Annotated in this window: 20 protein-coding genes; 9 read left to right on the top strand and 11 right to left on the bottom strand. The window is 63.3% G+C overall.

Annotated features, from left to right (window positions below; translation table 11 throughout):
• Positions 1-3 precede the first annotated feature (3 nt).
• From ACQ4LH_RS15450 to ACQ4LH_RS15430, 5 genes are read left to right on the top strand one after another with little or no spacing between them, the layout of a single operon-like run.
• A complete protein-coding gene (locus ACQ4LH_RS15450) occupies positions 4-876 on the top strand; it encodes an isochorismatase family protein (protein WP_430697964.1) in 873 nt (290 codons plus the stop codon).
• Entirely contained in the window at positions 873-3,992 is a 3,120-nt protein-coding gene (locus ACQ4LH_RS15445) for an amino acid adenylation domain-containing protein (RefSeq protein ID WP_430697963.1), read from the top strand. Before ACQ4LH_RS15450 ends, ACQ4LH_RS15445 begins: the two co-directional genes overlap by 4 nt.
• A 15-nt stretch (positions 3,993-4,007) precedes the next feature.
• Entirely contained in the window at positions 4,008-4,766 is a 759-nt protein-coding gene (dhbA, locus tag ACQ4LH_RS15440; RefSeq protein WP_430698025.1) for a 2,3-dihydro-2,3-dihydroxybenzoate dehydrogenase, read from the top strand.
• A 10-nt stretch (positions 4,767-4,776) separates the two neighbouring features.
• The gene (locus ACQ4LH_RS15435; RefSeq protein ID WP_430697962.1) at positions 4,777-9,339 is read left to right on the top strand and encodes an amino acid adenylation domain-containing protein; all 4,563 of its coding nucleotides are present in this window, start codon (positions 4,777-4,779) and stop codon (positions 9,337-9,339) included.
• On the top strand, positions 9,336-10,814 hold the full coding sequence (locus ACQ4LH_RS15430) for an amino acid adenylation domain-containing protein (RefSeq protein ID WP_430697961.1): 1,479 nt from the start codon (positions 9,336-9,338) through the stop codon (positions 10,812-10,814). Before ACQ4LH_RS15435 ends, ACQ4LH_RS15430 begins: the two co-directional genes overlap by 4 nt.
• Before the next feature lie 47 nt (positions 10,815-10,861).
• Here the strand turns inward: ACQ4LH_RS15430 and ACQ4LH_RS15425 are convergent, their stop codons facing one another.
• From ACQ4LH_RS15425 to ACQ4LH_RS15400, 6 genes are all read right to left on the bottom strand, one after another.
• Positions 10,862-11,803, bottom strand: coding sequence for an iron-siderophore ABC transporter substrate-binding protein (locus tag ACQ4LH_RS15425; RefSeq protein WP_430697960.1), 942 nt, complete (start codon positions 11,801-11,803; stop codon positions 10,862-10,864).
• A gap of 4 nt (positions 11,804-11,807) precedes the next feature.
• Positions 11,808-12,644: an ABC transporter ATP-binding protein gene (locus tag ACQ4LH_RS15420; protein ID WP_430697959.1), complete on the bottom strand. Its 837-nt coding sequence runs from the start codon at positions 12,642-12,644 to the stop codon at positions 11,808-11,810.
• A complete protein-coding gene (locus ACQ4LH_RS15415) occupies positions 12,644-13,687 on the bottom strand; it encodes a FecCD family ABC transporter permease (protein ID WP_430697958.1) in 1,044 nt (347 codons plus the stop codon). Before ACQ4LH_RS15415 ends, ACQ4LH_RS15420 begins: the two co-directional genes overlap by 1 nt.
• A 2-nt stretch (positions 13,688-13,689) precedes the next feature.
• Positions 13,690-14,727: a FecCD family ABC transporter permease gene (locus tag ACQ4LH_RS15410; RefSeq protein WP_430697957.1), complete on the bottom strand. Its 1,038-nt coding sequence runs from the start codon at positions 14,725-14,727 to the stop codon at positions 13,690-13,692.
• A 58-nt stretch (positions 14,728-14,785) separates the two neighbouring features.
• Positions 14,786-16,759 carry a TonB-dependent receptor plug domain-containing protein gene (locus ACQ4LH_RS15405; protein WP_430697956.1) on the bottom strand — a complete coding sequence of 658 codons (1,974 nt, stop codon included), beginning with the start codon at positions 16,757-16,759 and terminating at the stop codon, positions 14,786-14,788.
• A gap of 61 nt (positions 16,760-16,820) precedes the next feature.
• Positions 16,821-18,041, bottom strand: coding sequence for an MFS transporter (locus tag ACQ4LH_RS15400; protein WP_430697955.1), 1,221 nt, complete (start codon positions 18,039-18,041; stop codon positions 16,821-16,823).
• Positions 18,042-18,256: 215 nt separating this feature from the next.
• Here ACQ4LH_RS15400 and fhuF point away from each other — a divergent pair, with 215 nt between their 5' ends.
• On the top strand, positions 18,257-18,991 hold the full coding sequence (fhuF, locus tag ACQ4LH_RS15395; protein WP_430697954.1) for a siderophore-iron reductase FhuF: 735 nt from the start codon (positions 18,257-18,259) through the stop codon (positions 18,989-18,991).
• A gap of 53 nt (positions 18,992-19,044) precedes the next feature.
• Here fhuF and ACQ4LH_RS15390 read toward each other — a convergent pair whose 3' ends face one another.
• The 5 genes from ACQ4LH_RS15390 to ACQ4LH_RS15370 all read right to left on the bottom strand — a co-directional run bounded on the left by ACQ4LH_RS15390 (position 19,045) and on the right by ACQ4LH_RS15370 (position 21,724).
• Entirely contained in the window at positions 19,045-19,371 is a 327-nt protein-coding gene (locus tag ACQ4LH_RS15390) for a hypothetical protein (protein ID WP_430697953.1), read from the bottom strand.
• A 145-nt stretch (positions 19,372-19,516) separates the two neighbouring features.
• The gene (locus ACQ4LH_RS15385) at positions 19,517-20,074 is read right to left on the bottom strand and encodes an NUDIX hydrolase (RefSeq protein ID WP_430697952.1); all 558 of its coding nucleotides are present in this window, start codon (positions 20,072-20,074) and stop codon (positions 19,517-19,519) included.
• An 87-nt stretch (positions 20,075-20,161) separates the two neighbouring features.
• Positions 20,162-20,605 carry an NUDIX hydrolase gene (locus ACQ4LH_RS15380; RefSeq protein ID WP_430697950.1) on the bottom strand — a complete coding sequence of 148 codons (444 nt, stop codon included), beginning with the start codon at positions 20,603-20,605 and terminating at the stop codon, positions 20,162-20,164.
• Between the two features lie 35 nt (positions 20,606-20,640).
• The gene (locus ACQ4LH_RS15375) at positions 20,641-21,177 is read right to left on the bottom strand and encodes an AAA family ATPase (RefSeq protein WP_430697949.1); all 537 of its coding nucleotides are present in this window, start codon (positions 21,175-21,177) and stop codon (positions 20,641-20,643) included.
• A 145-nt stretch (positions 21,178-21,322) separates the two neighbouring features.
• Positions 21,323-21,724 (bottom strand): hypothetical protein, encoded by a 402-nt coding sequence (locus ACQ4LH_RS15370; protein WP_430697948.1) that lies wholly within the window; start codon positions 21,722-21,724, stop codon positions 21,323-21,325.
• 112 nt (positions 21,725-21,836) lie between these two features.
• On the opposite strand from ACQ4LH_RS15370, the gene ACQ4LH_RS15365 reads away from it, so the two are divergent.
• The 3 genes from ACQ4LH_RS15365 to ACQ4LH_RS15355 all read left to right on the top strand — a co-directional run bounded on the left by ACQ4LH_RS15365 (position 21,837) and on the right by ACQ4LH_RS15355 (position 24,109).
• Positions 21,837-22,253 (top strand): hypothetical protein, encoded by a 417-nt coding sequence (locus ACQ4LH_RS15365; RefSeq protein ID WP_430697947.1) that lies wholly within the window; start codon positions 21,837-21,839, stop codon positions 22,251-22,253.
• 121 nt (positions 22,254-22,374) lie between these two features.
• On the top strand, positions 22,375-22,707 hold the full coding sequence (locus ACQ4LH_RS15360) for a hypothetical protein (protein ID WP_430697946.1): 333 nt from the start codon (positions 22,375-22,377) through the stop codon (positions 22,705-22,707).
• Positions 22,708-22,744: 37 nt separating this feature from the next.
• Positions 22,745-24,109 carry a TolC family protein gene (locus ACQ4LH_RS15355; RefSeq protein WP_430697945.1) on the top strand — a complete coding sequence of 455 codons (1,365 nt, stop codon included), beginning with the start codon at positions 22,745-22,747 and terminating at the stop codon, positions 24,107-24,109.
• Positions 24,110-24,117: the final 8 nt, after the last annotated feature.

The following is a 24,117-nucleotide window of genomic DNA, read 5'->3' as shown; positions in this document are numbered from 1 at the left end:
CTCATGGCTATCCCGGCTCTGCAGCCCTACAGCATCCCCAGCGAATGGACGCCAAACAAGGTCAAGTGGACGCTTGATCCTGCCCGCGCGGTGTTGTTGATTCACGATATGCAGGCGTACTTCGCCGACTTCTGGGAGGCCGACAGCGCCTTCGTTCAGGCCTTGGTCGAACGTCTGGTGGCTGTGCGTGCGCAGTGCAAGGCGCTGGGCATTCCGGTGGTCTACACCGCCCAGCCCGGCGAGCAAAGCGACGCCGAGCGGGCCCTGCTCAACGACATGTGGGGGCCGGGCATTACCCAGCACCCCGAGCGCCAGGCGATCATCGCCGGGCTGGCCCCGGAGTCTGACGACACGGTATTGGTGAAGTGGCGCTACAGCGCCTTTCAGCGCTCGCCGCTGGAGCACATGCTCAAGGAACTGGGTCGCGATCAACTGATCATCGGCGGCATCTACGCCCATATCGGCTGCCTGATGACCGCCTGCGACGCCTTTATGCGTGACATCCAGCCGTTCCTGCTGGCCGATGGCGTGGCCGACTTTAATCAGGCCGACCACCAGATGGCGCTGAATTATGTGGCGACGCGCTGCGGCCAGGTGATTCGCTGCGCTGATGTGCTCAGCCTGGGCCGCACCGCCGCACCGGCGTTGACCCGCGCCGCCTTGCAGGCGCGCCTGCTGAGCCTGCTGGATGAGCTGGACGAACCCTTCGACCCCGACGAGAACCTGCTCGACTACGGCCTTGACTCGATTCAGGTGATGGCGCTGCTCAGTGAGTGGCGCGCGCAAGGTCTGGAACTGAGCTTTACCGACCTGGCCAAGACGCCGACGCTGAACGGCTGGTGGAGCCTGATCGAACAGCATGGCGGTGCCGCATGAGGCGCTTGGGAGTAGCCCAGCAGGGCCTGTGGCACGGCTATGTGCTGAATGAAGACCGCGCCATGTTCAACACCGCCGAATGCATCGCCTTCGCCGGCAAGATCCAGGCGCCGCCGCTGCTCGCCGCGCTGCGCCAGGCGGTCAGCGAGTGCGAAGCGCTGTCCGGGCATTTCGTGGTCGATGGCGAGCAGGTGTGGTTCAACTCTGCCGAGCTGCCGCTCAGTGTGGCGCAGGTGCAAATACCGGATGGGGTCGATGCCCAGGCCTGGGTGCAGCAGTGGGGCATGGCCGAGATTCGCCAGCCGTTCGATCTGGAACGCGAGCAGCCATGTCGCTTCACTCTGCTGCAGGGCGAGCAGGTGGATTTTCTCTACGGCTGCATTCACCACATCGCCCTCGATGGCTACGGCAGCAACCTGCTCTATCAGCGCGTTGCCGATTTGTACGGTGCGTCTCTGCGCGGTGAGCCGGGCGCGCCTTGCGAGTTCGGCGACTACGCCGCCGTGCTGAGTGAGGATGCCGAGCGCGACAGCCAGGGCCGCACGACCGCAGCCCGCGACTACTGGAGTGAACAGCTGGGCGCACTGCCTGAGGCAGTCAGCTTTAGCGAGCGTGTCGCGCCGATTTCGGCGACCTTCCTTCGTCATTCGGCGGCGTTCCCGCCGGCGCTTTGGCAGGCCCTGAATCAACTGGCCGAGGCCAACAAGCTTGGCTGGCCAGACCTGCTGCTGGCCACAATGTCGGCACAGCTGCGCCAGGTCAGCGGTAGCGCCGCCCAGGTGCTCGGCCTGATGGTGATGAACCGCATGGGTTCGGCCTCCTTCAACGTACCCTGCATGCAGATGAACATCGCCCCGCTGTGTCTCGATCTGAGCGATCAGGCCAATCTGCTAGAAGCCGCACAGAGCATCGGCAAGCTGCGCCGCAGCAGCCGCAAACATCAGCATTACCGCTACGAGTCACTGCGTCGCGACCTCGGTCGGGTTGGCGGCGAGCAGCGTCTGTTCGGTCCGCTGATCAATATCATGCCGTTCGACCGACCGCAGACCTTCGGCGACTGTCCGGCGCGCACCTTGAGCCTGAGCGCCGGCCCGGTGGAAGACCTGACCCTGGAAGTGCACCTGGGGGCTAACGGTGTGCCGCTGCTGGATTACGACGCCAACCCGGCGTGCTACAGCCAGGCGCAGGTGCGCGCGTTGCAGGAGGAATTGTTCAGCCTGCTGGCCGCCTGGTTGCAGGCCCCGCAACAGCCGCGTGATCAGTTGCTGAGCGCCTGGAGCGCGCAATACCGCGCGCAACATTTGCTTAGCGCGCCAGCCAGCGAGCAGGCCGCCATGGCTGAGGTCGGCAGTGTGCTGCAGGCCATTCGCGTCCAGGCCGAACGCCAGCCGCAGCACCTGGCGCTGTGCCAGGGCGAGCGCAGGCTTACCTACGGCGAATTGCAGGCGCAGGCCGAAACCATCGCCTCCGCCTTGAGTGAACGTGGCGTGCAGCCGGGCGAGCGGGTCGGGGTGATGCTCAGTCGCAGCCCCGAGGCGATTGTCGTGCAGCTCGGCGTGCTGTTGGCCGGGGCGGTGTATGTGCCGCTCGATCCGGAGCAGCCTGGCGAACGCCAGCGGCTGATCTGCACCACCGCGCAGCTGGCGCTGGTGGTTACCGAGGCGGCGTTCCGCCATCGCCTGGCCGATAGCTACAGCGGCCCGGTCGAACTGGCTGGCGTGCTGCACAGCGCCAAGCGCCTCTGCGCGCCGCGTCAGGGCGAGGCAGCGGCCTACCTGATGTTCACCTCCGGCTCTACCGGTACGCCCAAGGGTGTGGAAGTCAGCCACCGCGCGCTGGACCACTTTATCCAGGCGGCGCGCCTGCGTTATGGCGTGGATGCCACCGATCGCATGCTGCAGTTCGCCCCGTTCAACTTCGACGCCAGCATCGAGGAGGTATTTGTCAGCCTCAGCGCCGGCGCGACGCTGGTGCTGCGTACCGATGCGCTGCTGGAGTCGATCAGCGCCTTTGTCGAGGGTCTCGAACAGCTGGAAATCAGCGTGCTCGACCTGCCAACCGCCTTCTGGAACGAATGGGTGGTGGCCCTGCGCGCCGGCCTGGTGCAGGTGCCGGGTGGGTTGAAGAGCGTGATCATCGGCGGCGAGGCGGTTTATCCCGAACAACTCACGGCCTGGCAGCGCATGGCCCCGCCAGCGATTCGCCTGATCAACACCTATGGTCCGACCGAAACCACGGTGGTGGCGACTACCTGCGATCTGCAAGGTGTTGCGCCGGCCAGCGATAGCCTAACGAGTAGCGCCAACTTGCCGATTGGTCAGCCGCTGGCCGCCGTCACGGCGCTGGTGCTGGGCCGTGGCGAACGCCCGGCCGAGGAGGGCGAGCTGGTGCTGTGCGGCGCGCAGTTAGCCAACGGCTACCTTGGCAGCGATTCGCAAGCCTTTGCCAGCCTGCTGATCGGCGCGCAGCAGACACAGGTCTACCGCACTGGTGACCGGGTGCGGATAGAGGAAGGCCGGCTGGTTTACCTCGGCCGTCTGGATAACGAGTTCAAGATCAGCGGCTATCGCATCCAGCCCGGCGAAGTCGAGTCGCGCCTGCTGGCCTTGAGTGGCGTCGATGAGGCCTGCGTGCAGGGCCTGGAACTGGGCGGTGGGCTGCGCCGGCTGGTGGCCTTTATCAGTGGTCCGCGGGATGACGTGCGCGGCATTCGCCAGGAGCTGAGCAAGCTGCTGCCGGCGGCCATGGTGCCGACCGACTACCGGCACTACCCGGCGTTGCCGCGCACCGCCACCAACAAGCTCGACCGCAAGCGCCTGCAAACGGAGTACCTGCAAGGCTCCCGCGAGCAGGCGTTGGACGATGAGACCCAGCAACGGGTGCGCAGCATCTGGCAGCAGATTCTCGGCGTCAGCGCGATTCAGGCCGCTGACAACTTCTTCGAACTGGGCGGGCAGTCGCTGCAGACCATCCAGATCGTCAACCGTCTGGCCAGTGAGTTCGGCACGGCGGTGAAGGTTTCCGATGTTTTCGATCACCCGCGGCTGGCGGACTTTTGCCACTTCCTCGACAGCCGCGTGCTGCAGAGTGAAGCGCAGGTGGAACAGGTCTGGTAAGGAAGCGTCATGCAAATGAACAGACAAATGGATTTCAGCGGTCAGACCATCTGGGTCACCGGTGCCGGCCAGGGCATTGGCCGCAGCGTGGCGGAGGGGTTTGCCCAGTTGGGTGGGCAGGTGATCGGCTTCGATCTGAGCTTCCCCGAGCAGAATTACGGCTTTACCCGCTATGTGCTGGATATTGGCGATGCCCAGGCGGTGCAGCAGGCCTGCTTTGAGCTGCTGGGTGCCCACGGGGTGATCGATGTGCTGGCCAGTGTCGCCGGCGTGCTGCGTCTGGCGCCGATTGAGGAGCTGGCACTGGAGGACTGGGATGCCTGCCTGCGGGTGAATGTCTCCGGGCCGTTTTACCTGCTGCGTCAGCTGATGCCACGCTTCAAGGCCTGGCGGCGCGGCGCGGTGGTGGCGGTGAGCAGTAACGCGGCGCATGTGCCGCGCATGCAGATGGCTGCCTACAGCGCGTCCAAGGCGGCCTTGAGCAGTCTGATCCGCACCGCCGGCCTGGAGCTGGCGACCCATGGCGTGCGCTGCAACCTGGTGTCGCCGGGTTCCACCGACACGCCAATGCAGCGCGGCATGTGGCACAGCGCCGATGCAGCGGCGCGCACCATCGCCGGCTTTCCCGAGCAGTTCAAGCTGGGCATCCCGCTGCAGAAGATCGCCACCCCGGAAGAGGTCGCCAGCGTCGTGCTGTTCCTGGCCTCCAACCTGGCCAGCCACATCACCCTGCAAGACATCGTGGTTGACGGCGGCGCAAGCCTGACCGACTAAGAGGTAGTTAATGGACACTAATATCATCGGCCTGCTGAACCAGCTGGCCCGCCAGGGCGTGCAGTTGAGTCTGAATGCCCAGGGCCAGCTGGTTTCCCAGTCGAGCAAGGACGCCATCACCCCAGAGTTGGGCCAGCTGATCCGCGCTAACCGCGACGCCATTGTCACCTGCCTGGCTGCCGCCAACGCCTTTGCCGCGCCGATCCAGGCGCAGCACGCCGAAAGCGGCCCGCTGTCGTCGTCGCAGAGCGGCTTGTGGTTTATCGAGCAGTACGAGGAAAGCTCGCACCTGTACAACATGCCGGTGTATTTCCGCCTGACCGGCGAGCTGGATGTGCCTGCGCTGGCGTTTTCCTTCGATGCACTGGCGGAGCGCCACGCCAGCCTGCGCACGCGCTTTGTGCGTAATGCCCAGGGCCGTGGCGAACAGCAGATTTTGCCGCACCGACCGTTGCAGCTGGATGTCGAGGATTTATCCGCACTCGAGTTACCAGCCCGTGAGGCGCAGGTGGCGCAACGGGTGCGCGAGGAGATCAACCGGCCCTTCGACCTCACCACGGGCGAGCTGACCCGCGTGCACCTGCTGCGCCTCGGCGCGCGTGAGCATGTGCTGCTGATCACCCAGCACCACATCATCTCCGACGGCTGGTCGGTGAAGAATATGTTTGCCGATCTGAAGACCGCGTTTCTGGCCTTCCAGAATCGCCAGCCATTGAACTGGCAAGCGCCGGCGCTGAACTACATCGACTACGCCAGCTGGTTCAACTCGCCGCTGTTCCGTGACTACCACGAGCAGTTCAAACCGTTCTGGGTCGAGCGCCTGCGCGGCATTGCCGATGTGCACAGCCTGCCGCTGGACAAGCCGCGTCCGGCGCATCAGGCCAGTGGCGGCGAGCTGGTCTTCTCGACCATCGACAACGCGCTGTGGGCGCGTTTCAAGCAGCTCTGCCAGCGCCACAACACTTCGCCCTTTATTGGCCTGCATGCGCTGTTCGCGCTGCTGCTGGCGCGCCACAGTGGTGAGCGCGACATTGTTATCGGCACGCCGCTGGCCTACCGCGAACGCCCGGATATCGAAGGGCTGGTGGGCTTTTTCGTCAACACCCTGGTGCTGCGCACCCAGCTGCCGGAGCAGCAGAGTTTTAGTGATTACCTGCAGGCTTGCCGCAAGGATGATCTGGAGGCCTTCGACCACCAGCTTTACCGCTTCGAGGCGCTTAGCGAAGCGTTGGGCATGGATCGCCACACGGCGATCAACCCGATTTTTCAGATCATGCTGGTATACCAGGCGCGGGTCGATTTCAACGACCTGATTCCCGGTTGCCAGGCGGTCGAGGAGACCTCGCCGGTGCTGCCGGCCAAGACCGATATCTCGGTCAAGGTCACCGAGTTGATGGACTCGGTGCGGGTTGACTGGTTGTACGCCACAGCGCTGTTCGAGCACGCCACGGTCGAGCGTTATGCCGAACGCCTGTTGTTGCTGCTGGACGCTGTGGTCGAACAACCCGAGATGGATATCTGGGCGCTGCCGCTGCTCGATCAGTCGCTGGTGCAGCAAACCGCCGCGCGCTTGGCTGCGTTGCCTCGCGAGTATCCCAATCGGCGCACGGCGCTAGGCTTGTTCGAGGACATGGCGCGGCTGCATCCGCAGCGTCCGGCGCTGGGCGTTGGCGAGCAGGCGATAAGCTATGCCGAGCTGGACGCGCGAGCTAATCGCCTGGCGCATTGGCTGCTGAGCCAGGGCTGCGGCCCGGGGGCGCTGCTGGGCGTACTGGCGCGCCGCGAAAATGCCTTCGCGGTGGCGGTTATGGCCATCTGGAAAATCAACGCCGCCTACGTGCCGCTGGACCCGGCTTACCCGCGCGAACGCTTGCAGCACATCCTTGGCGACGCTGGCATCGAGCTGATCGTCGCTCAGGGCGAACCACCCTTCGCGCTGGACGCCGGTGTGCGCTGGGTTGATCTGCTGGATACCAACCTGCAGGCGCAACTGGACGGCATGCCGCCGACCACCCCGGCGCTCGGCCACGACCCGCAGCAGCTCGCCCAAGTGATCTACACCTCCGGTTCCAGCGGTTTGCCCAAGGGCGTGATGGTCGAGCAGGGCAGCCTGGTCAACCTGCTGCAGGACCACGCCCAGCGCCTGCAACTGGGCTGCGAGGCGCGCATGTTCAACTGCATGTCGCTGTCCTTCGATGCCGGCAATATGTGTGCGCTGCTGCCGCTAACCCACGGCGCGAGCCTGGTCTGGGGCGACCCGGACGAGGGCCTGCTGGAGCAGCTCGAACGCAGTGCCAGCAGCCATATGATCTTCCCCACCGCGTTGCTCGCTACCCTGCCCGAGCGTGAGTTGCCGGCTTTGCAGGCCATCGGCTTCGGCGGTGAGGCCTGTCCGACCGGGTTGATCGAGCGCTGGGCCGGACGCGTGCGCCTGATCAATATGTATGGGCCAACCGAGGCTACGGTGACTGCGCTCTGCAAGCATTTGCTGCCAGGCAGCAGTCTGAGCATCGGTACGCCCATCGACGGTATGCAGGCGCTGATTCTTGATGAGCTGGGCAACCTCTGCCCGGTCGGCGTGCCGGGTGAACTGTGCCTGGCGGGCCTCGGTCTGGCGCGCGGCTATTTGAACCAGCCGCAGCGCACGGCAGCGGTGTTCCGCGAACACTGCGTGGCCGGCGTCACCCTGCGCCTGTACCACAGCGGCGACCGCGCGCGGCTGTTGGGCAATGGTGAGTATGAATACCTGGGCCGCCTCGATGAGCAGATCAAACTGCGCGGCTACCGCATCGAGCCGGGGGAGATCGAAACCCAGCTGAGCCTCAGCTGCCCGGCGCTGCAACAGGTCAAGGTGCTGGTGCTGCGCGATGGCCAGCGCCAGGCCCTGGTCGCCTACGCGGCGCTCAAGCCCGGTGAGGCGCAGCCTGCGGTCGAGGCGGTGCTGCATGACGTGGCGCAGCGCCTGCCGGAATATATGGTGCCGAGCAGCTTGGTGCTGCTCGAACAGATGCCGCTGACCCCGAATGGCAAGCTCGACCTGCGCCAGTTGCCGAAGATCGACCTGGCGGCCTGCGGGGAGCATACGCCGCCGGCCAACCCGCTCGAGGCCGAGATCCTCGCCATCTGGCAGGCCGTGCTGAATCAGCCGCTCGGCGTGCAGAGCGACTTCTTCCAGATGGGCGGCGATTCGATTCTGAGTATCCAGCTGACCACGCGCCTGCGCGATGCCGGCTATCCCTGCTCGGTCAAGGAAGTGTTCGAGGCCAAGACAGTGCGCCGCCTGTGCCGGGTGCTGGGCAGCAAGCGTGATGATATTGCGGTGCAGGCCGAACAGGGCGTGCTGACTGGCGAGTTCCCCTTGCAGCCGATTCAGCGCTGGTTCTACGAGCAACCGCTGGCCACCCCGCAGCACTGGAATCAGGGCGTATTGCTGCGCCTGCCTGCGGGCATTGCGGTGACGCAGTTGCGCGGTTATCTGCAGCAGCTGTTGCAGCATCACGATGCCCTGCGCCTGGCGGTGACGCCGACCAGTCAGCGTTACCTGGAGAATCTGCCGCTGGCGGCCCCAGCAACCCTCGATTACGCCGAACTGGGCGAAGCCGGTTTGCAAACGGCGCTGACCGAGCTGCAAAGCCACTTCGAGCCGATGCTGGGGCGTAGCCTCAGCTGGGCGCTGGTAGAAAACCTGCCGCAGGGCCGCGGGCTGTTTATCGCCTGTCACCACCTGGTGGTCGATGCGGTGTCCTGGCGCATCCTCGCCGATGACCTGGCGCGCCTACACCGTGGCGAAGCGCTGCCGGCCAAGACCAGCAGCTATCGCCAGTGGGGCCAGGGCTTGCTCGCCTATGTGCTGCAAGCCGGAGCGCAGCTGCGCTTCTGGCGCGAGCGCATGGCGGCGATGGACTATCGCATCGCGGACGACTGGATCAGCGTCGAGCCGACCCAGGTGCATCTACTTGAGCTGGAACCGGCGCTAACTCAGCAACTTAGCCAGCACGCCACCCAGGTATTTGCCTGTGAGGTGCGCAGCCTGTTGCTGGCTGCCTTGACCCGTGCTCTGCGCGAGATGGGCCTCGGTCAGCGCCAGTGGATTCTGCTGGAAGGCCATGGCCGCGAGTCGATAGACCCGAGCCTGGATGTCAGCCGCACCCTGGGCTGGTTCACCAGCATGTACCCGCTGGTGCTGGATGATCAGGCGGATTGGGCGCAGCTGATCGCGCAATGCGCCGAGCAGCTGCGCCAGGTGCCGGATAACGGCGTCGGTTATATGCCCTTGCGCGCCAGCCTGGCGGAACCCAACCCCTTGCCGTTGCCGCCCGTGGCGTTGAATTACCTGGGCAGTGCGCGCAGCGGCCAGGGCGACTGGCAGCCGTTGCCCATCGCGCCGGGCCGGCCGAGTGCGGCGGACAACCGTTCGGCGGAGCTGATCAGCCTGCATGGCGGGATTTTTGATGGTCGCCTGACCCTGCGGCAGATCGGCTGTTTGCGCGGTGACCTCAGCGAGCAGCTGCTGCAGCGTCTGCGTCAGCACCTCAGTGAACTGGCCGAGCTTGCCGTGGCGGTGCAGCCATGACAGTGATGCAACAGAACCTCGGCGTGCCACTGCTGGGCACCCACCTGGCGCAGGTGTTCGTCGAGCATGCCGGCGCGCCCGCGCTGGGCTGGGCTGGCGACAGTTATAGCTACGCGCGTCTGGCCGCACGTACTGCGGCGATTGCCGCGCAACTGACGGCGCGGGGCGTGCCGCCCGGAACACGGGTTGGCCTGTACCTGCAGCGCTCGGCCGATCTGTTGGCAGCGACGCTCGCCTGCCTGCATAACGGCCTGTGCTTTGTGCCGCTGGACCCGGAGTTCCCCCTTGAACGGTTGCAGGGCATTGCCGACGACGCCGAACTGGCGCTGGTGTTGCAGGATGCCGGGGGCGAAGGCCGCTTCGCTATGCCGAGCCTGCACCTACAAGAAGGTGAGGGCGGCGAGCTGAGTTGGCCGGCGCTGGATGAGCAACTGCCGGCCTATATGATGTTCACCTCGGGCTCCACCGGACGGCCCAAGGGGGTGGTGATCAGCCGCCGCGCCCTGGCCAATTTCCTCAGCGCCGCTAGCCGCAGGCTGCAGTTGGGCAGCGCCACCCGCTGGCTGTTTATCACCACCCCAGCCTTTGATATCTCCCTGCTGGAAATGCTCGGCCCGCTATGGGCCGGTGGTGCGCTGGAAGTGGTCGGCAACCCGGCGCACAAGGACCCAGACGCGTTGCTCAGGCTCTTGGCCGAGCATCCCGAAATCAACACTCTGCAGGCCACCCCAGCGTTCTGGCGCATGCTGCTCAAGGCCGGCTGGCCGGGACGTGCGGGGCTGACTGCGCTGTGCGGCGGCGAGGCACTGGATGCGCCCCTGGCTGAGCGCCTGGCGCCATTGGTTGGCCAACTGTGGAATTGCTATGGCCCCACAGAGGCCACGGTCTGGTCGCTGATGGCGCAGGTGCAATTGCCGCTCGGCGAGCAGGGCGTATTGCTGCGTCAATCCCTTGATGGCTACCGTCACTGGGTGCTGAACGAGGCGGGTGAAGCCTTGGCCATTGGCGGCGAGGGCGAGCTGTGTATCGAAGGGCCGTCGCTGACCAGCGGCTACTGGGCGCGCGCGGATCTGACCGCACAGAGCTTTATTGCCTGGCAAGGCCGCCAGCTGTATCGCACCGGTGACCGCGTGCAGCGGGTCGGCGAGGATGCCTACCGCTATCTGGGACGGCGCGACGAGCAGATCAAGCTACGTGGCTTTCGCATCGAGCTGGGTGAGATCGAAGTCTGTCTGCGGCGTATCGACGGCGTGCAAGACGCGGCAGTGCGCTTGCATGGCAGCGGCGATGAAGCCTGTCTGGTGGCGTACGTGGAACTGCGCGAGGGCGCTGGTCTGGGCCGTATGACCATTCGCCGGGGGCTGCAGCAATGGCTGCCGCACTACATGATTCCGGCGCGCATTCTTCTACTCGACAGCCTGCCGAAAACCGCCAGTGGCAAGCTGGATCGCAAGCGCCTGCCGGCTCCTGAATAAGTTGTACGTAGCCCGGATTGCATCTTGGCTACGCACGGTCCAATCGCTTAGTTCTTGAGCGGCTGAGCGTCGGCCTTGCCGAGCAGCTGCTCAATATCAGCGATCACCTGCAACGCTGCTTGCGGGCCGCCGAGCGAGGTCCAGAGTGAGCCATCGACTGCGCCGAAGCGTTTACCCTGGATTGCCGACAGTTGCTTGAACGCTGGGGTCTGTTCGGCCTGTTGCAGGGCTTCCACGGCTTCGCCGCTGGTGCTCAGGGTGCCGATCACCAGCCAGTCGGCATCCAGCAGTTGCAGCGACTCCAGGCTGAGGGCCATGGAGTGGGTGTGCCCGGGGTCTTGCTGGTAGCTCGGGCGAACCAGGCCTAGGTCGCTGATCACGCTACTGGCGAAAGCATCCTTGAACATGTAGGACGGGCCTTTGGGGTTCCAGCGCACGATGCTGAAGGTCTCGCCCTGGTGAGCCTTCAAGCGTTCGCGGGCTTCGGCGGCGCGGGCGTTGTAGCGTGCCAGCAGCGCATCGGCGGCAGCGCTTTGGTTGAGCGCGTTGGCAGTGCGTTGCAGGCTTTCCTGCCAGGGTTTGGCCCAGGCGAAGGTGATCACTGTTGGGGCGATTTCATTGAGGATCGCCAGTTGCTCGGGTTTTACCGGGCCGGTGAGGATCAGGTCGGGTTCCAGCTCCAGCAGGGTTTCCAGGTTGGGGTTGTCGATATCACCGACTACCTTGATCCCGGCCACCGCTTGGCTGTCGAGGTAACGCGGCGGCGCGGCCTGACCACGGCCGTTAATCGTGCCCACTGGGGTGATGCCCAGGGCCAGCGCCGCATCCAGATCCAGTTCACTGAGGGTAATTACCCGTTGCGGCGCGCTCGGCACAGTAACCGGGTTGCCGAAGGCGTCTTCGATCTGGCGAGTGTCGGCCACGGCGGCCGCGCTTAACAGCTGGCTGACCAGCAGCAGGGGCAGGCTCCAGCGCAATAGAGTAGTCATCGGATTAGTCCTGTTCAGAGTGGGCGGGCTTGCGCCGGCGTGGCACCACCACGGGGGCGCCGTCATCAGGCGCCGCGAGGATGTCCACGTCGGTGTGGTAGAGCTGGTCGACCAGGGTTTTATTGATCACCTCGCGGGCCGGGCCCATGGCGGCGATACGGCCGTTGTCGAGGGCGATGATTTCATCGCAGTAGCGCGCGGCCACCCCCAGGTCGTGAATCACGATCAGCACGGTGCGGCCCTCGCCGGCGATATTCAGCACCGCTTCCATAACCTCGGCCTGGTGGCCGATATCCAGAGCGCTGGTGGGTTCGTCGAGCAGCACCAGGTCGGTGTTCTGCGCCAGGATCATGCCCAGCCAGGCGCGCTGGGCCTGGCCGCCGGACAGCGAGGAGGCGACCTGTTGCCAGATGTCCTGCAGCTGCATGGCATCGCGGGCGCGGGCGACCTGGCGGGCGTCTTCCGCGCTCCACTGGTTGAACCAGCCCTGGTGCGGATGGCGGCCGTATTGCACCAGTTGTTCGACGCGAATGCCTTCGGCCATCACCGGGCGCTGCGGCAGAAAGGCCAGCTCGCGGGCCAGGGCTTTCATTGCGTAGCGTTGCAGCGGTATGCCGTTGAGTTCGACTTGGCCGCCCTGCAATGGCAGTTGCCGCGCCAGCAGCTTGAGCAGGGTGGATTTGCCGCTGCCGTTGGGCCCGACAATGCCGATCAGCTTGCCCTTGGGCAGCTCGAACGAGACGTCCTGCAGCACGCTCTTGGCCTGGTAGGCGAAGCTCAGGTTATGCGCACGCAGTTGCGCAGGTAGGGGCTGGGGTATCGGCGTGGGTAACAGGGGCATCAATCGGAGCCTTTGCGGTCTTTGAGCAACAGGATCAGCAGCAGAACGCCGCCAAGCAGGCGGGTCATGGTCCCAGTGGGGATTTCTTCGGGCTGTGCCAGCAGGCGTACCAGGGTGTCGCTGCCCACCAGCAGCACCGCGCCACATAGCGCTGCCAGCCAAATCGGCGCGAGGTGATCGCGGGCCAGCCAGGAGGCGATGATCGGCGCGACCATGGCGATAAATATCACCGGGCCGCCGATGGCGGTGCCCAGCGCCGCCACCAGAATCGCCACGCCAAGCACTGCCAGTTGCAGCGCCGCGACCTTGATGCCGAGGTTCTGCGCCGTCGCCTCGCCGAAGCGCAGCAGCGCCAGCGGGCGGTTAAGCCAGGCCAGCAGCGGGCAGAGCGCCAACAGAATCAACGCAATTGGTGTGACCGTCTGGTAGCTGGCTCCGGCGAAATGGCCCATGGTCCACAGGTAGATGCTGCCCAGGTGCACCAGCGGCTGCGTGGCCATCATAAAATCACCGATGGCGCCGAGCAGCTCCGACAGGGCGATACCAATCACAATAAACAGATAACCCTGCTCGCCAGGCCGGCGGCACAGCACGAACAGCGCTACCGCAGCCAGCGCCGCACCCAACGGCGAGGCCCACCAGGGCCAACTGCCAACAGTCAAATAAAGAGCAAAACCGATCACTGCCAGCGATGCGCCTTCGTTGACCCCGACCATATCCGGGGTGGCCAGGCGGTTGCGCACCAGGGTCTGGATCAGGCAGCCGGCCATGCCCATGGCGAGTCCTGCGACAACCACAGCGGCGACCCGTGGCATGCGGATCTTGAACACCATGATGTCATTGAGCTTGCTGCCCTGGCCGCTCAGTGTGGCCAGCACATCGAGCACGCCCATGCGCCCGGAGCCGAGGCTGATGGCCATGATCACCAGCGCCAACAGCACCGTAAGCACCAGCAGGCTGAGCAGCCAGGTGCGCCGATGCAGCAGCAGGTTCAGCTGACCCAGACGCAGATGCCAGAGCCCGGAGGGTTGATGGCTGGGCATGTTTACTTCACCGCCAATAGAGAACGGAAGCCGCCGCGCAGAACGATGGCGATCAAGGCCGGTGCGCCTAGCGCAGCGAGGAGGGTGCCGACCGGCAGCTCGTAGGGTTGCACCAACCAGCGCGCGAGGATGTCGGCGGCGAGCAGAAACAGCATGCCGAACAGGCTGGAAAACAACAGCTGGCGTAGCAGCGCTACCGGTTCCAGCAGACGCGCGCTGTAGGCAGCCAGAAAGCCGACAAAACTGATTGGTCCGGCCAGGGCGATGGCGCAGGCGGTCAGCAGGGTGGCGGCGAGCAGCACACCAACGCGCACCCAGGTGGTCGAAATGCCCAGGGCGCGGGCCTGACTGTCGCCCATCTGCATCAGGGTCAGTTGCCGGCAGAGCAGGGCGGCGAGCACCAGGCCGAGCAGCGCCAATGGGCTGACCGTGCTCACTGCCGACAGTTCGGAGGCCGACAGTGAACCGAGGTTCCAGTAGCGAAACTGCTCCAGCGCCACCCGGGTGGAGAGCAACAGAAAGTTGGCGATGCCGCCGAACACCGCCGCCAGCGCCATGCCGGCGAGGATCAGCTTGAGCGGGCTGGCCTGGCCAAGCATTACGCCGATGCCGAGCACCAGCAGGTTGCCCAGCAGCGCCCCGGCACCGGCCCAGAGCAGGTAACCCTGGGTCGATTCGACGCCAAAGTAGATCAGCCCGACCACCAGGCCGAGCACCGCGCCAGCGTTGACCCCGAGCAGGCCGGGTTCGGCCAGTGGGTTGCGGGTGGCGCTTTGCAACAGGGTAGCGGCCAGTGCCAGGCTGGCGCCGACCAGCAACGCGGCGAGGGTGCGCGGCAGGCGCAGGCTGTTAACCACCATGGCCAGTTTGTCATCGGCCAGGCTGCTGGGGTTGCCCATTAGAAAACCGAGCACATCCGACGCGCCGTATTGCCCGGCACCGGTGGCCAGGGATAGTGCCAGCAGGCCGAGCAGTAACAGGCTGCCGGCGAGCAGGACGTGACGTTGCTGAATATGGAGGGTGCGGGTTAGTTGGCTCATGGTTCTACTGGGCAGAATTCGTGTAACCCCGGCGACAGGTGTCGCCGGGGTACGGGTGTTACAGGTCGTAGCTAAAGCCGACGAATACCGTGCGGCCCATCAGGAGATGGTCGATGGACTGCGCCACGTCATCGCGTTTGCTATCGGTCAGGTTGTTTACCCCGGCCTTGAGCGCGAGCTCCTTGGTGGCCTGGAACTTGGTGCCCAGACTGACGGTGTGGTAGGCGTCCGATTCAACACTGGAGGCGTTGTTGGGGATGACCAGCATCTGGTTGCCGGTGTACTGGTAGTCCAGGTTCAGACCCAGTTTCGGCAGGGCCTGCCAGTCGAGGCCGATATTGCCAACGTGCTTCGGGCTGTAGTTCAGCTCGTTGCCCGTGTCACGGTTTTCGGCGTCGGAATAGGTGTAGTTGGCACGTGCTGTAACCGCATCGGTAAAGGCGTAGCTGCCCTGCAGCTCATAACCCTGAATACGCGCCTTGCTGACGTTGGTGTACGTCATGACACGTGGCCGGTAGAGCGGCGGCCGCCAGCTGTCGCTGACGATCATGTCTTCAATCTCGTTGTTGAAGAACATGATGCCGGCTTGCAGGCGCTCGTCCTGATACAGGGTGCCCAGCTCATAGCTGACCGAGGTTTCCGGTTTCAGGTCCGGATTACCGACGATCTGACACATACCACGGCAAGCCAGCACGCTGTAATTCTCGTCGGACTGGGTAATGTCCGGTGCCTTGAAGGCCTTGCCGACACCGCCCTTGAGCACCCAGTTGTCGGTTAGGTTGTAGATGCCGTAGAGGCGCGGGCTGAATGCGCCGCCGAATACTTCGTGGTCATCCCAGCGTCCGGCGAGGGTGATATCGAGGGCGCCAAGGGAAAACTCGTCCTGCAGGTAGACGGCTTTCTGGTCGACTTCGGTTTCCTCGCCGAGGTTCTGGTTGTGCTCCAGGGTGGTACGACGCAGCTCGCTACCAGCGGTCAGCAGATGGCTGCCCAAGGTGGTTGAGATCTGGCCGTCTACGGTGTGGTTATTCTGCTCCACTTCACCCACACGGCCGCGCAGGGTGGTCATGATCTGCGAGTCGTCGGTCAGGTCGACCTTTTCGTAGTAGTAGCGCACGCGGGAGTTGAAGCTGTCCCAGTTGCCGTTATGGGACAGACCGAAAGTGGTGCGATCCATTTCCTGCTCATTAGTGACCAGCGGGGCAGGGGCGCCGGCGTTGTTCCAGCGTGCCTTGCGCTCATCCTTGCGGTGGCTGAAGTCCAGGTCGATGCTCTGCTGCTCGTCGAGCAACCAGCTCAGTGAGCCCAGCACATTGGCGCCCTGGCGCTTTTCCGTGGCGTCGGTGCCCTTGAGGCTGAGCTTGTCGGTTTGCCAGGCGGCCTGGTCGGTGGATTCGACAATCAGATTGCCCAGCAGCTTGTCTTCAATCAGCGCGCCGCTGAGGTAGCCGCTGCTGATGTGACGGTCACCGTTATCCCCCTTGGTCGGGTGCTCGTAGCTGTAGGCCACGCCGGCTTCGGTGCTGTTGGTGGGCTGACGCAGGATCACGTTGACCACGCCGCCGAGGGCATCGGCGCCGTACAGCGAAGACATCGGGCCACGGATCACTTCGATGCGCTCAACCGCTGCCATGGGGATCGAGGACAGGTCGAAGTCGTTGGCGTAATTGGAGGTCAGGGCGTCACGCGAGTTGATGCGGCGGCCGTTGACCAGCAGCAGGGTGTAGTCCGAATCCATGCCGCGAATCTTGATCTCCTTGCGGCCATAGGCCGACGAGGTATTGATGTGTACGCCAGGTAGGCGCTTTACCGCATCGGCCAGGTCATAGACCGGCATCTTCTCCAGTTCAGCGCGGGTGATGACCGAGGCGCTGGCGGGCACGCTCAACTGGCTGTGGGCCGTTTGCGAGGCGGTGACGATGCTGTCTTCCAGGGTGACGCTGTTGTCGGCCAGCGCCGCGAAAGGCAGCAGACCACCCAGTACGCCCACCGAGATGGCGCGACGGCGATTGATGTTTCTGACAAAAGACATGACAGGTTCCATTTGAGTAGGTGTTGACGCGTTTACAGCTGATCACTGGTGATCGGCGGTTTCAGCCCGCCTGTGTTGTTATGCCTGCGGTGTGGCTGGCGGCGTCGCGTCGCCGGATACCGCGCTGGAGCAACCACATACCCACCCCCGTGAGTATTCCGACGACCACATAAAAGCCGCTCAACTGGGTGAAGCCCTGAAGCTGGTTGTCTGCACCCGTGCTCAGGTAGAGCGCCGAAAACAGGCTGCCGAGCCCGGCCGCGACATTGCTGACGGTGCCCTGAAACGCCATAAAGGCGGCGCGCTGGTGCGGCGGCGGGATCACTGCAGCGATGGTCATACTGCTGTTGGTGCGCACTGCGCTGGCGGCCATAAACAGCACGAAGACCAGGTAAATCGACAGGCCAATCGGCATGGCGAAACCCAGCAGCGTGGTCAGCGCTAAACCGCCGCTGCTGAGCAGAATCACCGTCAATGCCTGGCCACGGTCGATCCAGATACCGCCCAGGCGCATGGCCGCCAGGCTGGCCAGGCCGCCGCAGAGAAACAGCAGGCCGATCTGCTCGCGCGGAAAATTCAGGTTGAACTGGAAGTAGTTGGAGAAATGCGGCACCAGCAGAAAGTGGCCGAATATCTGCAACGCGGTGATCGCCAGTGCGCCCAGGCATAGCGGCGATTTCAGCAACGGCAGCACCGAGCCGCTGGGCCGAGAAGCGCTGGCCTGAATGTGCAGCAGCAGGTGACACAACAACGCCAGCGCCAAGCCCACACCGCCGAAAACGATAAAGGGCGCTTGCCAACTCCAGCGCAGCGCCAGCTCCAGAGCCAGGGGCACCACCACAATCGCCGCCAGAGAAAAGCCCATGCCGATATAGGCGAGTTTTCGCCCGCGTTCGGCCGGCGGGATGATGTCGAGCATGCTTGCCATCAGCAGCGCGCCCATGGGCCCGGCAACCAGGCCGGAGAGCACAAACAACAGAATCAGCTGTTCGGCGCTGCTGGTCAGAGCGCAGGCCATCAGCAGGGCGAAGCGCAGGGTCAGAAGGATCACCAGCGCCTGTTTGCGCTGCAGACGATCCAGCCAGGGCGCCGCCAGAGCCATGCTCAGGGCCGAGGCGAGCGTGGCGCCGCCACTGATATAGCCAACATGGCTGGCCTGCATGCCGAGGTCGCGCACAAGGTCCGGACCCAGGGGCATCACCATCATCAGGCTGCCGATGGAAAGCAGGTTGATCAGCATCGCCAGATGCACGGCTGCTTTCGACTGTCCTACATCATCCATGTGCATAACCGCTCTAGATTGGGCGCGGGCTGCATCTTAAGTAATGAATCAGTATTTCGCAAACGCTAATCGTTAGCGTTACTATTGGTGTTTTTTGACGGATGAAGGCATTGCACGCCAAGGATTTTCCCAAGAAGAACGCTGTTGCTGAGGCGACTGATTTGTCTGCAACGGCTGCTCCAGCCACCTCAACGGATACCTCTGTGGAAGGAGAGATGTTGTCCGAGCTGGCCACGCTGTTCAGTGGCGATCTGGCGCGTTACCGCAATGTTTTTGTGGCGGCGGATGATCCGCGCGAGGCAATCAGTGGCGCGCAATTCCTTCAGCCGCAGACACTGAGTACGTTGATGGCACGCTTCCGTCCGCAGTTCGCGACCGCGGACCAGCGCGGCTTGGCGTCGATCTGGGCCAATCAGTACTTTATGCGCCTGTTTCCGCCGGTGATCAGTGCGGCGCTGCTGCTGGACCAACGCATGCCGCTGCGGATCGAACAGCTGGCGATCATCGTCGATGGCGAAGGTTTGCCGCTGGTGTTCAAACTGCCTGGGCCGTGCGAGCCGCTACCACCGCCGCAGAATCCCTTCGAGCGCTTTGCCCATCTGCTCGATGACAATCTGCAGCCCTTTATCCAGGCGCTCTGCGCCCATACCGGAGTATCGGCGAAAGTGCTCTGGAGCAACGCCGGCAACTACTTCGAGGCTTGGCTCGGGCAACTGCAAAAGCGCAGCGATCAGCCGCAGCTATTGCTCGATGGCCAGCGCCTACTGAGCGCCACGCAACGCCCGGATGGTTCGCGCAACCCGCTGTATGCACCTATCCGCTATATCGATATCGAGCACGCCGACGGCCAGGTACGCCCTTGGCGGCAGCGCCGCTTGTGCTGCATCCGCTACGTGCTGCCAGAGGTTGAACTGTGCCCCAACTGCCCACGGCTCAAGCAGCCTCAGTAGCACTTGCTATGCATCGCGCAGCAGGTTGTGGGCTGGTCGGGGTCGGTAGTCGATTAGATAAATGTCTGCCGAACTACGCCGCGCGGGATGCGGTTTTTACCTGGCAGTTGCTTCAGGCGTTGCTGCCATTCGGCGCGAGGGGTCAGGGTAGGGGCCGCCTTCGCCATTTCAGCTGCTGCGAGGGCAGCTTTGGCGGCTTTTGCTTCGGCTCTAAGCTCAGCCAGGGTGGGTGTCTTGCGTACAGGTTCAGTAGCGCCCTTTTCAAGGGTGCGAAGGCAGAGCTTGCATGACACCTGAGTAACGTCCTGGGTGCTGTTCAGGTTCGAGCCAGTGCGCCCGCATGCAACATTTTCCTGGGACGCGTAATAGTGAATGGCCAACGTGTTGTCTCCTGCATTTTCGGGCGCGGGATTCTACACGGCGTCGCTGAGGCTGCAAGCGCTTGGGTCGAAGCGAGGTCAGGTGCATGCAGGATTTCTTAGCGAGGGATTGAGGTTTCCCTCGGCATAGTCGGTACGAATCAGGTTAGCTTTTTGGAGTGGCGATGACCTGCTGTAAAAGCACCTGTAAGGGCTTATGTGTGTCCGCGTCGGTGGCGTAAAGTCGGTTTCTGATCTGTGCCCAGGCTGCCTGAAACAGCGTGTGACAAGGCGTGGGCAAATCCGCTTTCAACGGATGCCAGAAGAACTCAAAGACATGTCCGCCATCATCATGTGTGTCGAAGCGCCACTGGTGGGGCAGCGACTCTGCAACCTCACAAAGCTGAAACGACCAGATCTGTTGTTCGTACCCGGCGTTCCAATTGCCTAGATCCCTTACTGCCTGGGCATTACGAATGCCCGATTCTTCAGCAAGCTCACGTACGGCTGCATGGGCAGGCCGCTCAGCCAATTCAATGGTGCCCTTCACCAGTTGGTAACCCGCTAGCGGATGTTTGAACACCAGCAGGTGCTCCATGCCGTCAATCATCCGCACAACCACAGGGCATGCTTTTGTCGCAAGCAGGTCGAGCCCAGGAGCATCCTCCAAGTCAGCCTCCATCAGGGCGGTAGTAATGGGCGCTTTTTCTAGCAGGAATGCCATGTGCCTGATCCTTGAGTTTGAAAATTGCGTCCTATGCCAACATCGCCTTAATTGGCATACGGCCAGCCCCGGCCTACCTTTGCGCCGTTACAGCAGCAATGCTCGCTTGAGCAGATCGTAGAGTCCCTCAGGTACTAGCGGTGATGCAGGGGTGAAACTGGAGCTGGAGTGCCACTTGGCTCTGAACGGCGCGCCATCGCTTTCGTGGCCGTCTAGCCAAGGTTTTTCATAGACGTCTGCGTCGTCAAACCGTGCATCGTAGACTTGAACAATCTCGTGCCCTGGTTTGCCTGCGTAGGTGAAGATGCTTTCCAGCGTGCCAATCAAGCGAATATCGCTGATCGAACGGCCCAGTTCTTCTTGCACTTCCCGGACGATGGCGTCGTGACTCCTTTCGCCGAATTCAATGCCGCCACCAATGGGGCGAAACAGCGTCATGTTTTCAACGGCATCGTGGAATTGGTTGACCAGTATTTTTCCGTGATGATGAAAAATGCAGAGCGCGAGTGGGCGAATGAACTGTTCTGCCACGAGTAGTAATCCCTTTCTTCTGGTCGTCAATTGCTCTAGCTGGACCGAGTTGCAGGTGTTGCGGGCAACCCATCAAGGAAGGTGGCAATCTTTCGACTGCCTCGTAAATGCATCGTTGGCACCTTCGGACCGATGGCCATACGCACTGCGTCGATACCTTGGCGGTAGCCATGGTCGAACTGCCATACGAATTTAAGAAAAGCCAGGAATGCCCGGTCGAGGTTCTCTCTACAGCCTGCTGGAAGGTCGGGGCGAGGTCGGTTCAATACGCTACGAACGATAACGCGCGTCAGGCAGGTCAGTCGCGGCGTATCAAGCCAGATGATCAGGTCGGCGCTGGGCAGGCGCAGGTCAAAAGTGCGTCGGGCGTAGTTGCCTTCGCAGATCCAGGCATCAGTTGTGAGCGCATTGCGGACCCTTTCACGGAACTGCGCAGCGTCTGGCTCGACCCAGCCAGGCTCCCAGAACAGTGTGTCCAGGTGCACTACGGGCAAACTGAGGTGTTTGCTCAAGGCACGAGCCAGAGTGGACTTGCCGCTGCCAGCATTGCCCAAAATCACAATCCGTTGCACGAGGGACTTCCAGTCGCGAAAAAAGGACGGCGATTCTGCTGATTATTGCGGGCCTGTCAATCGCGCGGTCACCGGCAATGGGCAAATGATCGAGGCCCGCCTCTAGCCATTTTCTGCCAGCTCACGACCATCCGCCCCCAGTCCCTTAAATATCCCGAAACAGGTCATGGGCGTTAAGCAGGTCGTAGGCGATCTGCGGGCGTTTTTCCAAACCGCGGCGGATGGCGGTGGGGATTGCCTGGCGGGTTTTGCGACACAGCCCCGGTAATTCATCGATCTGAATCGCGATGCCGCGCATGCTGCGCACTTCGTTGAAACCGGGGGCGACGGCGACGCGCACGCCGAGTTGCTCGTAGATGCGCCGTTGCAGCTTTTCCAGGTCCGCCAGGCTTTCAAGGTTTTCCAGGCGCTCTAGCAGGCGCTTTTCCTCGGTGCGGGTAAGCAAAAGGATGCGCACATCGCTGTTTGCTTGCTGCAACAGTTGCTCGCGCCCGCAATCGCAGGCGCCGGGTGGGCAGGGTTGGCGCAAGGGTGGGGTGCTGGTCATGGGCTCCGATCATAGCCAGCTACGGGGGCATTTGCCCATGCTCGGGTGTGGACAAATGGCCTATTGGGTGGATAATCCGACCCATCAACCGTGCTGAAGACAAACTCGCACCATGGGTAAAGCTCTGCGTACCGCTCTGATCTGGATGCTAATGCTCGCCCTCCCGGCGCAGAGCATGGCGGCCATCAGTATGCAGTTATGCGCGGTAACCCAGCAGAGCGGGGCGATGGCCCAGGTTGATCCGCAAATGGCGGCGCATCATCCGGGCGCGATGGTGATGGCTCAGCCTATTGAGGCCTCGGCCCATGGTGAACATCACGCCAGCGACACCTCCAGCAAGTCCATGCCAATTGCCGATAACAGCCTGTGCAGCCTCTGCGCCTTTTGTGTCGGTGCGGCGGCCCTGAGCACAGTGGTTGCCAGCAATTCTCCGCTGCAAGCGGTCGAGCCGTCCCTGGCGCGACTGGATCAGTTTGTCGGCTTTATCGCCGAAACCCCCGAAAGACCCCCACGCCTGTTTCTCGCCTAAGCCAAACCGTGCGTTGACGCACCTGGCGCAGTTGCTGCCCAGGCCCGCGTAACGCGTATTTAGCTATTAGTCGGTGTTTGCCTGCGCAGTGCAGGCGCGCCGCTGCACGCGAGACTATTCGATGATGCGTTTTCTCTTTGCCCGCCGGCAGGCGTTTATCTGCCTGGCATGGCTGCTGCCGGCCGGCAGCTGGGCCGAGTCGCCCGACCCGCTGGACGCTCAAGCCGCCACGCCGGCTCTGCACTATCAATCGCCACTCAAGGCCTACCAGGGTTTTAGCGCGCAACCGCTGCACGACTGGCGCGAGGCCAATGATCTGGTTGGCCGGATCGGCGGCTGGCGCACCTATTCCCAAGAACCGTATGCCCAGGAGCCCGATACCCAGACAACTCCGGCGCAGCAGCCCGCCGAGCCGTCGACCAAGCCAATGGAGGCGCACCATGGCCATCACTAGATCGAGTGGCATGACGAGCCGCGTCGGGCTTTGCGCAATGGTTGTTCTACTGAGCGGCTGCGCCAGCTTTAGCCAGGATGGTGGTTTTACTCAGGTCGAGCAGACCAGCCAGGCGCAGTTGGACAAGCAGGTGACCTGGGTGAAAACCCCGGAGCAGCGTAGCCAGGTGGCCGAACGGGTCGCCGAGTTGCTGGCCGAGCCGCTGACGGTGGATGCCGCAGTGCAGGTTGCCTTGCTGAATAACCGCGATTTGCAGGCAAGCTTCGATCAGCTGGGTATCAGCGAAGCCGAGCGTGTGCAGGCCGGGCGTATCTCCAATCCGGGCTTTTCCTTCGGGCGTTTGGAGAAGGGCAGCGAGGTGGAATACGAGCGCGGCCTGCATATCAACCTGGCGCGGCTGATCGCCATGCCGCTGACCTCCGGCATGGAGGCCAAGCGCTTTGAGCAGGTGCAGCGGCAGACCAGCCTGGCGTTGTTTGAGCTGGCCAGCCAGACCCGCAAGGCCTGGTACCGCGCGGTGGCAGCGCAGGAAAGCCTGGTTTATATGCAACAGGTGATGCAGGCGGCCGAGGTATCGGCTGAGCTGGCCCGGCGGCTGGCGGCGGTGGGTAACTACAGCACCTTGCAGCGCGCCCAGGAGCAGAGCTTCTATGCCGATGCCGGACTTAACCTGATCCGCGCCGAACAGGCTCGGATACAGAGCCGCGAGCAGTTGACCCGCTTGCTCGGCTTGTGGGGCGAGCAGATTGATTTCAGCTTGCCAGAGCGTCTGCCCGAGTTGCCGGCTAAGCCTGAGCAGTTGCCGGATGTCGAGCGTCTGGCCATGGCTCAGCGTCTGGATATCCAGGCCGTGCGCCTGGACGCCGAGCGGCTGGCCAGCAACCTGGGGCTGAGCAAGACCACGCGCTTTATCAACGTGCTGGAGCTGGGCGTGGTGAACAATCGCTCGAATGAGGAGCCGACCCAGCGTGGCTACGAGATCAGCGTCGAGTTGCCGCTGTTCGACTGGAGTGGGGCCAAGGTGGCCAAAGCCGAGGCGCAGTACCGGCAGATGCTTAATCGCGCCGCTGCCACGGCAATCAACGCGCGCTCGCAAGTGCGCGAGGCCTACCTGGGTTACCAGGCCAGCCATGACATTGCCCGGCATTACCGTGACGAGGTGCTGCCGCTGCGCGCGCGTATCGCTGAGGAAAATGTCCTGCAGTACAACGGCATGTTTATCAGCACCTTCGAGCTGCTGGCCGATGCGCGCAAACAAATCCTCGCGGTCGATGGCTATCTGCAGGCGCAGCGCGACTTCTGGATCGCCAAGGCTGATCTGGATATGGTCCTGTTGGGCGCACCCAGCTTGTCACCGAGCACACCGGCTATGGCCGCCACCGACGAGCCCGCCGGGCACTGATCAAGGAC

It is taken from the genome of Pseudomonas peli, from assembly GCF_050563605.1.
Taxonomy (GTDB): Bacteria; Pseudomonadota; Gammaproteobacteria; order Pseudomonadales; family Pseudomonadaceae; genus Aquipseudomonas; species Aquipseudomonas peli_A.
The sequence above is the reverse complement of the archived record's forward strand: the minus strand, read 5'-3'. Positions and strand labels throughout refer to the sequence as shown.